Below are 12500 nucleotides of genomic sequence, written 5' to 3'. Positions count from 1 at the left end.
ATAACGACCGTCATAGCTAGCTGGAGCAACGCGGTGACCGTCGGCACGCGGGACACCAGATGACACATCGGTCTCCGCCCAGCAGGCCGACACGAAGACTCAGCTCCCGGCGTCGACGACTCCCCGATCCTCCATGTCGGAGCACCTCAGAGCGAGGGCCGCGATGTCATCGTCGAGCCGTCCGCCGCTGTGGTAGAGCAGATCCCGGTGCAGCCGGTCGAGCAGTTCGCGGGGCTGCTCCTCGCCCTGCCGCCGCATCCAGTCCGGCAGCGGGAAGAACTGGCCGGCGTGGTCCCGGGTCTCCGATACGCCGTCCGTGTAGAGCAGCAGCTGGTCCCCCGGGGCGAAGGCGACGACGTCGACCCAGTAGCGGTCACCGATGAGCGCCGCGAGGTTGAGGGGCGGGGAGGGGATGCTGGGCTCCAGGACCCGGACCTTCCCGCCTTGCGCGATCAGCGGCGGGGGATGCCCGCAGTTGAGCAGGCGTACGTGGCCGCCGCCGTGCGGGATCTCGGCGAGGAGGGCGGTGGCGAAGTGCTCGGGCTGGTCGTGGGTGGGGAACGCGGCGCTGTGGCGGGTGATGGTGGTTTCCAGGCGCTGGATGATCGCTCGCAGGTCGGGCTCGTCGTACGCGGCCTCCCTGAAGCAGCTGATCACCGCCGAGGCCGCCCCCACCGCGGACAGACCCTTGCCCCGCACGTCCCCTATGAGCAGCCGGACCCCGTGCGGTGTACCGATCGCCTCGTAGAAGTCGCCGCCGATCCGGGCCTGTTCCTGGGCCGCCAGGTACAGCGACTCGATCTCGACGTCCTCGATGCGGCGCGGCAGCGGGCGCAGCAGCACCATCTGGGCCGCGTCGGCGACGAGCCGGACCTGGAAGAGGATCTCTTCCCGCTGAAGTCGGACATGACTGCCGTACGCGGCCGCCAAGGTGACGGCGACGATCGCGGCCGCCGTGTACTGGGTCCCCAGATCGGTGTAGAAGAAGCTGAGGACGATCATGGTGAGCAGGCAGAACGCGCCCAGCAGGATCGTGGGGAGCACGGGCCACATCGCGGCGGCCAGGGCGGGCGCGGCGGGCAGAAGGCGGCTGACGGCGATCTCCCTGGGGGTGGAGAACGCCAGGCCGGCAATGAGGACGGTCAGGATCACGGGTGCCAGCCGAGCAGCTTCCCATCGGCCGCTGTAGGCGGGGCGACGGTGCCGCAGCCGTGCAGACATGACCACAAAATGCATCATATCGACCCGAGCGGATATCGAGCGCGCCCGAGGCCGACCGGGCAAGGATCGAGTGGGCGGGCCCTGGCCACCTCGGATCACCGATGTTAAAAAGGTCGCATGGCGAACCGTTTCGCCCGTTTTAAGCACCTATCGGCCAAGCGAATGATCAGCAAGAGCCCGCGAAGCGTGGCCGGGCAGGTGCTGGTTTTCCAGGTGGCTCTGGTAGTGCTGCTCGTGGCCTTCGGCGTCATCGCCCTCGTCCTGCAGTCGGAGCGGGACACCAGCGCCGAGGCCAGGCGCCGCTCCACGGCCGTGGCACAGACCTTCGCGCACGCACCGGGCGTCCTGGAGGCGCTGCAGGCACCGGACCCGAGCAAGATCCTCCAGCCGCTCACCGAGAAGGCACGCCGGGCCGCCGGCGTCGACTTCATCGTGGTCATGGACACCAAGGGCATCCGCTACACGCACCCCTTGCCGGAACGGATCGGAGGGCGGTTCGTGGGCGAGATCGGGCCGTCGCTGGCGGGGAAGGTCTACGTGGAGAGCGTCGACGGCCCGCTCGGTCGCGAGGTACAGGCCACGGTCCCGATCAAGAACGCCGACGGCAAGGTGGTGGCCCTGGTCTCGGCCGGGATGAAGGTCAAGAACGTCGAGAGTCAGGTGGACCGGCAACTGCCGATCATCCTGGGCGCCGGGGCCGGAGCGCTCGTGTTGTCCACCGGTGTGACGGCGCTGGTGGGCAGGCGGCTGCGGAGGCAGACACACAGCCTGGCCCCGACCGAGATGACCCTGATGTACGAGCACCACGACACGGTGCTCCACTCCGTCCGGGAAGGCGTGCTGATCGTGGCCGCCGACGGGCGGGTGATGCTGGCGAACGACGAGGCCAGACGGCTGCTGGAGCTGCCCCCGGACGTCGAGGGACGGCTCGTCTCGGAACTGCCGGACCTCGATCCCGAGATGAAGGAGCTGCTCACCTCCGGCCGCGAGGCCTCCGACGAGGTGCATCTCGCCGGAGAGCGGCTGCTCGCGGTCAACCAGCGGCCCACGGACCGTAAGGGCGGCCCCAAGGGAACGGTGGTGACGCTGCGCGACTCCACCGAACTGCAGACGGTGACCGGCAGGGCGGAGATGGCACGGGAGCGGCTCAGGCTGCTCTACGACGCCGGACTGCGCATCGGTACCACCCTGGACGTGCTGCGCACCGCCGACGAGTTGGCGCGCGTCCCCGTCCCCCGCTTCGCGGACTTCGTCACCGTGGACCTGGCCGACGCCGTCCTGCGCGGCGAGGAGCCGGCGCCCACGGCGACGGACATGCGACGCGCGGCCGTGTGCGGAATCTGGGAGGACCATCCGCTCTCCGAACAGGGCCGGCTCTTCGACTATCTCCCCTCCACACCCCAGGCGCGCGGTTTCGGCAGCGGCCACTCCCAGCTGGTGAGCGATCTGCCGACCGCCGCGGGCTGGCGTGTGCAGGACCCGGAGCGCTCCACAGCGATCATCGACTACGGCATCCATTCCCTCATCACCGCCCCCATCCAGGCCCGTGGCGTCGTGCTGGGCATCGCCAACTTCTGGCGCGCGCAACACCATGAGCGTTTCGACGAGGAGGACCTGTCGCTGGCGGAGGAACTGGTGGCCCGGGCCGCGATCAGCATCGACAACGCCCGCCGCTACACCCGTGAGCACACCCTGGCGGTCACGCTCCAGCGCAGCCTGCTGCCGCAGGCCGTGCCCGAGCAGAACGCCCTCGACATCGCCTACCGCTACCTCCCCGCCCAGTCGGGCGTGGGCGGCGACTGGTTCGACGTGATCCCCCTGCCGGGGAGCCGGGTGGCACTGGCCGTCGGCGACGTGGTCGGGCACGGCCTGCACGCCGCCGCCACGATGGGACGGCTGCGGACCGCGGTGCACAACTTCTCCACCCTCGATCTGCCGCCCGACGAGCTGCTGAGCCATCTGGACGACCTGGTCGGCCGTATCGACCAGAACGAGGCGGCCGAGAGTGCCGCGGGCGTCGTGGGCGCCACCTGCCTCTACGGCATCTACGACCCCGTGACGCGCCGCTACGTCATGGCGCGTGCGGGGCATCTGGCGCCCGCGCTGGTCCGGCCCGACGGCACGGTCACCTTTCCGGACGTGCCGGCCGGTCCGCCCCTCGGCGTCGGCGGCATGCCGTTCCAGACCGCGGAGCTGTGCCTCGCGGAGGGAACCCAGCTCGTCCTGTACACCGACGGCCTCATCGAGGACCGCAGGCGCGACCTGGACGCGGGCATGGAACTGCTGCGGGACGCGCTGGCGGGCCACCCCGGACGGCCGCCCGAGGAGACCTGCCAGGACGTGCTGGACGGTCTGCTCCCCGAGCGCCCCAAGGACGACGTCGCCCTGCTCGTGGCCCGCACGCGGGAACTGCCGCCCGACCGGATCGCCGACTGGGACGTCCCGGCGGACCCGGCGGCGGTCGGGGAGATGCGCGAGGCCGTGTCCCACCGGCTCGAAGCATGGGGCCTGTCGGAGTTCGGCTTCACCATGGAGCTCATCCTCAGCGAGCTCATCACCAACGCCATCCGCTACGGCGCCGAGCCGATCCATGTGCGGCTGATCCGCGACCGCAAGCTGATCTGCGAGGTGGCCGACGGCAGCAGCACCTCACCGCATCTGCGGTACGCCGCGACGACGGACGAGGGAGGCCGGGGCCTGTTCCTGGTCTCGCAGATGGCTGAGCGCTGGGGCACCCGGTACACCCCGCAGGGCAAGGTGATCTGGGCCGAACAGGCCCTGCCCGAGGTCGACCAGCAGCCCGGCCCGACGCCCTAGGGGTGAAGGCGGGGGTGTGCCTGCTCAGAACGCCGAGTTGGCGAACCAGTGGGCCAGCAGGTCCTCGTCCCCCTCGTGAGCGAGGACGTCTGCCTCGTAGGGCAGCCGGCCGTAGAGGAGCAGGAGCAGGTCGGCCGCGGTTCCCTGGACGGTCGCGTCGGCGGGGGCCTCGGCCGGGTGGGCCGTTTCGAGCCCGAAGCCGTCGGGGCGCAGGCGGACGACCCACGCCTCGTCCCCGTCGGTCGTGCGGAAGCGGATGGTCCTGTCGGGGCCGCGCAGCTTGGCCACCTCGGGGGCGAAGAAGGTGGCGAAGGGCAGATTGACGAGGAACTCGTCGATCCCGTCGGCCGCGACGAGGCGGTCCATCGCGGGCCGGAGTCCGAGTGCGAGCTCGGCGTCGGCCCGATGCAGCAGCGTCTCGAAGAGCATCCGCCGCGCCCAGAACCGGGCGTGCTGATCGGCGCCCCAGGCCCACATCGGCTGGTTCGGCTCGATGCCCGCGAAGGCCTCCGCGGCCACGGTCGCGCTCTCGGCCAGCCAGTCGGCGTATCCGTCCTCATGGTCGGGGAGCCGAAGGTCCACCTCACGCGTCCGCGGGGGTTCCTGGATGCGCGCACGCAACAGCACCGAGAACCAGCGCTGGACGCTTCCGGCGTGTTTGACCAGGTCGGCCAGTGTCCAGCCGGGACAGCTGGGCACCTGTGCGGCCAGGTCGGCACCTCTGACCACCGCGACGAAGCGGGCGGTCTCCGCCGCGACCGCCGTGCGGTGGTCGACCGCGGTGACGGCGGACGCGTGGTCGGTGTGGTCAGAGGTCTTCATCATGCATGCCTTTCGGGGAAGCCGCTGCCGGCCATGGGTTTCGATGATTCTCAGGCGTCGGCGAGCCGGCCCGGACCGGGGACGGTACGGAATCGGAAGGGCTCCGGGTCGCGGCCGGGCTGGATGAACCAGCACTCCCCGGTGCCGTCTCCGGTGACGATCCGCAGCACTGTATCCGCCACGACCTGAGCCGGGATGATCGGCAGTCCCTGGCCGGAGAGCATGTCGCGCAGCGGATCGATGATCCGTGACTCCGCGAACCCGGGGCAGACGGCGTTGAAGCGCACGTTCTCCGGCGCGAGAGCCGGCCCCAGGGAGCGGGCAAGCCCTACGACCGCGTGCTTGTTTGCCGCGTAAAGGGGATCAAGCGGTACGGCCGCCAGACCCGCCAGGGACGCGGTCGCCACGATCGCCCCTCCCCCGCGGGCCCGCAGGGCGGGCAGCACCGCGTGGGTGCCGAAGACCACGCCGTCGAGGTTGGCGCCCATCGCGCGCCGGTAGCGGGCCAGGTCGAAGTCCTCGCCGAGGCCGAATCCGGTCGCCACGCCGGCGTTGAGCAGGGCGATGTCGACACCGCCGCACTCCTCCTGGGTGAAGTCCACCAGCGCACGGTTGGCGTCGGGGTCGGAGACGTCGCAGGCGCGGAAATGGCCGCCGACCATGTCGGCCACCTCGCGGCCGCCCCGCGCGTCGAGATCCGCGACGACCACACGCGCCCCTGCCTTCGCCAGCGTGAGTGCCGTGGCCCGGCCCAGTCCGCTGGCACCGCCGGTGACGATGGCCACCTTGCCGCGGAGCGCGGCGCCGTCCGTCTGCTCCGGCCGGGCGACGGTGTCGCCGGCGACGGCGGTCATGCGAGCTCCAGCACGAGCTTGCCGGTGTTCTCCCCGCGGAAGAGCATCCCCAGAGTCTCGGGGAAGTCGTCCACGCTGCCCGTCACCACATGTTCCTTGACCTTGACGCGGCCGGCGCCGATCCAGGCGGAGATCTCCTGCGCGGCCTGCGCGTAGCGCTTGGCGTAGTCGAAGACGACGAAGCCCTCCATGCGGGCGCGGCGCACCAGCAGCGAGAGGTAGTTGGAGGGGCCCTTGACGGGCGTGGCGTTGTTGTACTGGCTGATCGCCCCGCAGACCACGACGCGCGCGTGCATCGCGAGCCGGGTCAGGGCGGCGTCGAGGATGTCCCCGCCGACATTGTCGAAGTAGACGTCGATGCCGTCGGGGGTCTCCCGGCGCAGGGCCTTCCTGACGTCCTCGGCGCGGTAGTCGATCGCCGCGTCGAATCCCAGTTCGTCGACGAGCATGGCGCACTTCTCCGGCCCTCCGGCGATGCCCACGACCCGGCACCCCTTGGCCTTCGCGATCTGGCCGACGATGGTGCCGACGGCCCCGGCCGCGCCCGACACCACGACGGTCTCACCGTCCTTCAGCGCCCCGACGTCCAGCAGACCGAAGTAGGCGGTCATGCCGGGCATGCCCAGCGCGCCGAGGTAGGTCGAGGGCGGGGCGAGCGAGGTGTCGACCTTCAGGGCGCCCTTGCCGTCGGAGATCACGTACTCCTGGACGCCGAACGTGCCGACCACGTGATCGCCCGGCTGGAAGTCGGGGTGGTTGGAGGCGGTGACCTCGATGACCGATCCTGCGCGCATCACCTCGCCGATGCCCACCGGCGGCAGGTAGGAGGGCCGGTCGTCCAGCCAGCCGCGCATCGCCGGGTCCAGGGAGATCACGCGGGTGCGGCCCGCGAACCGGCCCGGGCCCGGTTCGTCGACGGGCCCCGAGAAGTGCTCCCAGTCATCGGGCTTGACCTCGCCCACGGGGCGGGCTGCCAGTCGGATCTGGCGGTTGGTCGCAGACATCGCGCCTCCTGTAGTTCACGGCCTCGCCGCAGAGTACCGACCGGTAGGTATGCCGGGGTGCGTGATGTTCACCACAGGCTTGACCCCGTACCGACCCCGAAACGTGACCCACGGTGACCTTATCGGCATTCCAACCAGTCGGTATCGTGCGCCCGCAGCCGTTCGTCCCGTCCACCTCCACGGATCCGATCCGTCCGATCCGTAGCGGAAGGCCCCGCCATGACATTTCCCGACGAGAACCGCTACCCGCCTGCAGAACAGCAGTGGTGGCAGCCCCAGACCGAACCCCGGTGGTACGGATACGACGCCCCTCGGTACGAGCCGTACGGGCAGCCCCCTCGACACGAGCCGTACGGGCAGCCCCCTCGGCACGAGCCGTACGACTCGTACTTGTACGAGACCCCTCGGCGTGCCACCGACCTCGCCGCCCTCCGCTCGGCCTACCGCCTGCTCCGCCGGATCTCCACGCTGACCGCGCTCGGCTCGTTCGTGGTGTACGTCGTGCTGTCCTGCTGGGCACCGGGTCTGATGGGGTCCAAGATCGCCGGGGAGCTGAGCCTGGGCATGGCCCTGGGGGTCCTCCAGCTCGTCGTCACCTTCGCGGCGGTCTTCTGGTACGGCCGCAGCGCACAGCGCTCGGTGGATCCGCTGGCCCGCGCCGTGCGGGAGGGGACGGTCCCGGCCGGCCGGTACCCGGGGGTCGCGAGATGAACGACTTCAGCTCCGGGACGCAGGCCACCGTCCTGATCCTGTTCACCACACTGGTCACGGTCACGCTGATGATGTGCGTGATGGCGGGACCGGACCGCGACGACCTGACGAACTTCTACACCGGCTATCTCTCGCTCACCCCGCTCAAGAACGGCCTGGCGATCGCGGGCGACTACATCTCCGCGGCCACGGTGCTGAGCACCACCGGCATCATCGCGCTCGCCGGATACGACGGCTACGTCCTCGCGGTCAGCACGGCGCTGTCCCTGGTGCTGCTGATGTTCCTGCTGGCCGAACCCCTGCGCAACGCCGGCCGGTTCACCATGGGCGACGTCCTGGCCCGCAACATGCCCGGACGGGCCGTGCGGATCGCGGCCTGCGTGGTGACGCTGTCGGCGACCCTGCCCTTCCTGGTCGTCCAGCTCTCCGGGGCCGGGTCGCTGCTCACCTTCATCCTGAACATGCCGCACGTGGCGGGCGCCAGGACGGCGTGCATCGTCATCGTCGGCAGCCTGATGATCATCTACGCGGCGATCGGCGGCATGCGGGGCACCGCGCTCATCCAGATGATCAAGATCATCATCCTGCTCGGCACCAGCGTCCTCGTCGCCGCCCTCGTACTGAACCGCTTCGACTGGAGTCCTGGCGACGTCCTCAGGGCAGCCCAGCAGGGCAACGGCGCGGGCCCCGCGTTCCTGGAGCAGGGCCTTCAGCTGGGCACGTCGACCGTCGACCGGCTGGACTTCGCCGGTCTCCAGATCACCGTGGTCCTCGGTGTGGCCTGTCTGCCCCACATCACGATGCGCCTGTACTCGGCGAAGGACGCGCCGGCCGTGCGCCGCTCCATGTCGTGGGCGGTGGGCACGGTCACCACGTTCTGTCTGCTCGTGATCATCATGGGTACGGGCGCGGCGGCGCTGGTGGGGTCGCAGTACATCACCGCGGCCGATCCGCACGGCAGAGCGTCGGTGCTCATGCTGTCGCAGGTACTCGGCGGCGTCCCCGACTCCGTCGGGTCGACGATCCTCTACTCGGCCGTGGCGGGCATGGTGTTCATCACCCTGCTGTCGTCGGTCGCGGGGATGACCCTGGCCGCGGCCTCGTCGCTCGCCCACGACCTGTTCGCCCACGCGGCCCGCCGGGGCCGGGCCGAGCCGCGTACGGAGATGACGGTCGCGGCGTGGACCTGCGTCGCCGTGGGAACCGTCGCCATCGGGCTGGCCACCACGGTGCAGAACTGGGACGTCGGTGTGCTGACCACCCTGGCCATCTGCATAGGGGCATCGGCGGTGGCACCCGCGCTCACCTACTCCCTGTTCTGGCGCGGCTTCACCCGCACCGGCCTGCTCGCCACCCTCTACGGCGGCACGGCCTGCGCGGTGCTGCTCATGACCTTCTCCAAGGCCGTCTCGGGCTCGCCGGCCGCCGTCTTCCCGGCCGCCGACTTCGATCTGTTCCCCATGCAGTCCACCGGACTGGTCTCGGTCCCGTTCGGCTACCTGGCGGGCTGGCTGGGCAGCCGTCTGGACCACTGGCGCCGCCCCGCCGACAGCCACGAGAACCGGCGGCGGTACGAGGAGAGCGAGGCCCGGCTGCTCGCCGCGGCCGAATGACCGGGCACCTGCCGCAGCGGCCCGCCACCACCCGACTCGGTCAGGCGAACAGGCCGGCCAGTGGCTGTTCGGTCCACACGGTCTTGCCCTCGCGGGTGTAGCGGGTACCCCAGCGCTCGGCCATCTGAGCCACCAGGAGCAGGCCGCGCCCGCCCTCGTCGGTGGTACGGGCGCGGCGCAGGTGTGGTGAGGTGTGGCTGGTGTCGCTGACCTCGCACACCAGGCTCCGTTCACGGATCAGCCGCAGCGTCGCGGGGCCACTGGCGTAGCGGTAGACATTGGTGACCAGTTCGCTGGCGATCAGCTCGGTCGTGAACGCCAGGTGTTCCAGTCCCCATTCGCTCAGCTTGGCCGAGGTCAGGGCCCGCGCCCGGGCGGCGCTGGCGGGCTCCAGCGGCAGACGCCAGGAGGCGACGTGGTCCGGCGGCAGCATGCGGGTGCGGGCGATCAGCAGCGCGACGTCGTCGGTGGGAGTGGCGGCCACGAGGGAGTCGACCACCGCCTGGCAGGTCCGTTCCAGCGCGTCCGCGGGCCGGGTGAGCGCGGCGCACAGCTTGGTCAGACCGAGGTCGGCATCGATGTGGCGCTCGCCGATGAGTCCGTTGGTGTACAGGCACAGCAGGCTTCCCTCGGCCAGTTCGACATCCCGGGCCTCGAACGGCAGGCCGCCCAGGCCGAGTGGCGGGCCGGCGGGCAGGTCGAGGAGAGCCGCCTGTCCGTCCGGCGCGGTCACCACCGGCAGGGGGTGGCCGGCGCGGGCCATGGAGCACCGTCCGGAGGCCGGGTCGTACACGGCGTACAGGCAGGTGGCACCGACGACCTGCTCCCCCACGGGCCGTTCGCCGGCTGCTTCCTGTTCGGCTGCCAGCAGGTCGACCAGGTCGTCGAGACGGGAGAGCACCTCGTCGGGTTCCAGGTCGAGGCTGGCGAGTGTGTGTACGGCGGTACGCAGCCGGCCCATGGTGGCGGCAGCGTGGATACCGCGTCCGACCACGTCGCCGACGACGAGGGCGACCCGCGCCCCGGACAGCGGAATGACGTCGAACCAGTCGCCGCCCAGGCCCGGGGCCGCGCTGGCCGGCAGATACCGCAGGGCCACCTCGACGGCCGACTGGTCCGCCACCGCCCGGGGCAGAAGGCTGCTCTGCAGGGCGAACGCGGTCTGTTGCTGCTGGGTGAAGCGCCGGGCGTTGTCGATGGAGACGGCGGCGCGCGAGGCGAGTTCCTGGGCGAGAGTGAGATCGTCCGCCTCGAACGGATCGGGGCGGCGCGAACGCCACAAGGTCATCACGCCCAGCACCAGGCCACGGGCGGCGACGGGCACCACGATCAGCGAGTGGGCGGCCAGGTCCGGAGCGTGGGGTCCCTGGCGGCCCTCCGTGGAGAACCAGTCCGGCGGGAGCACCGGTTCCAGGACGGCCCGCCCTTCGGCGAGGCATCTGCCCTGCGGAGTGTCCGGTGCGAACCGGACCGGCTCGCCCTGCGGATGGGGCGGGCCGGGCTGCCGGGCGCCGACGCCGCAGACCCCCACCCGGACCACTGGGCCTGCCAGTGCCTGCGCCGGTTCCTCACCGCGCGTCACCGGCTGCAGCAGGTCCACCGACGCATGGTCGGCGAGGTGCGGCACCATCACCTCGCCGAGTTCCCGGGCGGTCTCCGCCACGTCGAGGGTGGTTCCGATACGGCTGCCGGCCTGGTCCAGCAGCGCGAGCCGACGCTGGGCGCGATGGCGTTCGGTGATGTCCTCGATCATCTCGGCCACGCCCAGCATGCGGCCGGAGGCATCCTCCAGCGGGAAGGACGAGACCATCGCGACCTGCTCCCGCGCCGGATCCCACTCCAGACGGACGAACTGCTCGGAGTAGACCATCGGCCTCCCGGTCTCCATCACCTGGCGCACCCGGTCCACGGCCCTGTGCGCGTCGTCGGCGACGAGGAAACAGCCGGTGGGCTGCCCCCGGAACTCCGCTGCCGGGACGCCGCTGAACCGTTCGATGGCCCGGTTGACCCGCAGAAGCCTCAGGTCGGGTCCGTGTACGACCAGACCGACCGGACACCGGCGATACAGTCCGTCCAGCACCGCGCGGTCCCTCTGCCACTCCAGGACGTCGACCGCTAGTGCCCCGGCGAGGAGCCACTCACGGCTGCGGTCGTCTCGTGCGATCGGATGGGCCCTGAGCCCCATCTCCACGAGCCGCCCGTCGCGGTGCCGCACATTGAGCACCCCGAACCAGCCGTCGGCTCTTCTGCAGCTCGCCGCGCCCGCCCGCACAGCGGGCAGATCGCGGGGATCGACCAGGACCTCGAATGCCGGACGACCGATCACGGCTGTCGCCGGATGGCCGAGCAGTTCCTGGGCCCGCCGGTTCCATCCGACCACGGCTCCCCGGTCGTCGAGCACCGCCAGGGCGGCGAGGTGTGGGGCGAACGGATCGTCGTGGCCTTCGCTGAACTCCGTCATCCGCGTCTCCAGGCAGTCGCTCGGCGTTCCCCCCTGCACGCTCACCCGCTGATGCCATGCAAGCCTATGAAACCGGCCCGACCCCGTCGAAGCGTCCGCGGCTCGCGCGCCGCCGTCGCCCGGCTGAGCCGTGGAGCAGGCCGCGCAGGAATTCGGCGAGCGCGCACGGCGGCGCAGGAGTGCCTCGACGCGTACGCGGCAAGGTACCCATCGACGGTGCCCGGACCCGCCTCGCGCGCTGTCGCCCCACCCCGTGAGCACACCCCGACGAGCACCGCGGAGACCGCCATGACCGACGAGCACGATGCCCGGCCCCACCGCGCCGCCGACACCGGCCCGCGCCTCGCGCCCCTGACCGAGGACGGCTGGGACCCGGCCACCCGGGAGCTGCTCGCCCCGATTCCCCGTGACGCCGACGGCCGCCTCCCCAACGTCTTCACCACGTTGGTGCGCCACCCCGACCTCTTCCGGAACTTCCTGCCGTTCGGCAGCCATCTGCTGCGTGACGGCCGTCTCCCGGCCCGGACCCGGGAACTGCTGATCCTGCGCACCGCGTGCAACACCCGCGCCGATTACGAATGGGGGCGACACCTACCGCTGGCCAGGGCCGCCGGGATCACCGACGAGGAGATTCGGTGGATCGGCACGGGCCCGGACGCCGAGGGGTGGCTGCCGGCCGATGCCCGTCTGCTGCGCGCAGCCGACGAACTGCACCGGGACGCCCGGCTGTCCGCGGCCACGTGGTCCGCGCTCGCCTCCGATCACGACGAGGCGCAGCTGATCGAGATCACCATGCTGGTCGGTCAGTACTACATGGTCGCGTTCTTCCTGAACTCCGCCGGTACGCGACTTGAGCCCGGCTTCGCAGCAGAAACTCTGCCCGAGCAGCAGACATGAAGGGTGCGGATCAGCGGTGGCCGGGGAACCGGAGAGCGTTCGCCCAGAGCCGGGTGACCGTGGACACGAGTTCCTCGAAGTCCACCGGCGTACTTTCTTC

At 71.0% G+C, this 12500-nt stretch carries 9 protein-coding genes; 4 read left to right on the top strand and 5 right to left on the bottom strand.

All coding sequences use genetic code 11. The features are described 5' to 3' along the window. Nucleotides 1–99: 99 nt before the first annotated feature. On the bottom strand, nucleotides 100–1227 hold the full coding sequence (locus ACFWYS_RS43240) for a PP2C family protein-serine/threonine phosphatase (RefSeq protein ID WP_384781922.1): 1128 nt from the start codon (nucleotides 1225–1227) through the stop codon (nucleotides 100–102). Between the two features lie 156 nt (nucleotides 1228–1383). Here ACFWYS_RS43240 and ACFWYS_RS43235 point away from each other — a divergent pair, with 156 nt between their 5' ends. Further along, complete coding sequence (locus ACFWYS_RS43235; RefSeq protein WP_384781920.1) at nucleotides 1384–4038, top strand: SpoIIE family protein phosphatase; 2655 nt, start codon at nucleotides 1384–1386, stop codon at nucleotides 4036–4038. 24 nt (nucleotides 4039–4062) lie between these two features. On the opposite strand, the gene ACFWYS_RS43230 is transcribed toward ACFWYS_RS43235, so the two are convergent. The 3 genes from ACFWYS_RS43230 to ACFWYS_RS43220 are packed head-to-tail and all read right to left on the bottom strand — an operon-like array spanning nucleotide 4063 to nucleotide 6718. After that, the gene (locus ACFWYS_RS43230) at nucleotides 4063–4863 is read right to left on the bottom strand and encodes a maleylpyruvate isomerase family mycothiol-dependent enzyme (RefSeq protein WP_384781918.1); all 801 of its coding nucleotides are present in this window, start codon (nucleotides 4861–4863) and stop codon (nucleotides 4063–4065) included. A 47-nt stretch (nucleotides 4864–4910) separates the two neighbouring features. Beyond that, complete coding sequence (locus tag ACFWYS_RS43225) at nucleotides 4911–5714, bottom strand: SDR family NAD(P)-dependent oxidoreductase (protein ID WP_384781916.1); 804 nt, start codon at nucleotides 5712–5714, stop codon at nucleotides 4911–4913. Beyond that, entirely contained in the window at nucleotides 5711–6718 is a 1008-nt protein-coding gene (locus ACFWYS_RS43220; protein ID WP_384781914.1) for an NADP-dependent oxidoreductase, read from the bottom strand. The genes ACFWYS_RS43225 and ACFWYS_RS43220 overlap by 4 nt, the downstream gene beginning before the upstream one ends. Nucleotides 6719–6937: 219 nt before the next feature. On the opposite strand from ACFWYS_RS43220, the gene ACFWYS_RS43215 reads away from it, so the two are divergent. Further along, nucleotides 6938–7429: a DUF485 domain-containing protein gene (locus ACFWYS_RS43215; RefSeq protein WP_384781911.1), complete on the top strand. Its 492-nt coding sequence runs from the start codon at nucleotides 6938–6940 to the stop codon at nucleotides 7427–7429. Next, entirely contained in the window at nucleotides 7426–9042 is a 1617-nt protein-coding gene (locus ACFWYS_RS43210) for a cation acetate symporter (RefSeq protein ID WP_384781909.1), read from the top strand. The genes ACFWYS_RS43215 and ACFWYS_RS43210 overlap by 4 nt, the downstream gene beginning before the upstream one ends. Nucleotides 9043–9082: 40 nt before the next feature. Here the strand turns inward: ACFWYS_RS43210 and ACFWYS_RS43205 are convergent, their stop codons facing one another. Next, on the bottom strand, nucleotides 9083–11503 hold the full coding sequence (locus ACFWYS_RS43205; protein ID WP_384781907.1) for a SpoIIE family protein phosphatase: 2421 nt from the start codon (nucleotides 11501–11503) through the stop codon (nucleotides 9083–9085). A gap of 288 nt (nucleotides 11504–11791) precedes the next feature. On the opposite strand from ACFWYS_RS43205, the gene ACFWYS_RS43200 reads away from it, so the two are divergent. Further along, nucleotides 11792–12400 (top strand): carboxymuconolactone decarboxylase family protein, encoded by a 609-nt coding sequence (locus ACFWYS_RS43200; protein WP_384781905.1) that lies wholly within the window; start codon nucleotides 11792–11794, stop codon nucleotides 12398–12400. Nucleotides 12401–12500: the final 100 nt, after the last annotated feature.

This window comes from Streptomyces sp. NPDC059010 (assembly GCF_042740355.1).
Classification (GTDB): Bacteria; Actinomycetota; Actinomycetes; order Streptomycetales; family Streptomycetaceae; genus Streptomyces.
Note: the sequence above shows the minus strand (reverse complement) of the source record. Positions and strands in the feature narration are given on the sequence as shown.

What these genes read in the sequence shown, in the direction of transcription:
- ACFWYS_RS43235 (WP_384781920.1), top strand. Translation starts at nt 1,384, where the DNA reads ATGATCAGCAAGAGCCCGCGAAGCGTGGCCGGGCAGGTGCTGGTTTTC.
- ACFWYS_RS43230 (WP_384781918.1), bottom strand. Translation starts at nt 4,863, where the DNA reads ATGATGAAGACCTCTGACCACACCGACCACGCGTCCGCCGTCACCGCG.
- ACFWYS_RS43225 (WP_384781916.1), bottom strand. Translation starts at nt 5,714, where the DNA reads ATGACCGCCGTCGCCGGCGACACCGTCGCCCGGCCGGAGCAGACGGAC.
- ACFWYS_RS43220 (WP_384781914.1), bottom strand. Translation starts at nt 6,718, where the DNA reads ATGTCTGCGACCAACCGCCAGATCCGACTGGCAGCCCGCCCCGTGGGC.
- ACFWYS_RS43215 (WP_384781911.1), top strand. Translation starts at nt 6,938, where the DNA reads ATGACATTTCCCGACGAGAACCGCTACCCGCCTGCAGAACAGCAGTGG.
- ACFWYS_RS43210 (WP_384781909.1), top strand. Translation starts at nt 7,426, where the DNA reads ATGAACGACTTCAGCTCCGGGACGCAGGCCACCGTCCTGATCCTGTTC.
- ACFWYS_RS43205 (WP_384781907.1), bottom strand. Translation starts at nt 11,503, where the DNA reads ATGACGGAGTTCAGCGAAGGCCACGACGATCCGTTCGCCCCACACCTC.
- ACFWYS_RS43200 (WP_384781905.1), top strand. Translation starts at nt 11,792, where the DNA reads ATGACCGACGAGCACGATGCCCGGCCCCACCGCGCCGCCGACACCGGC.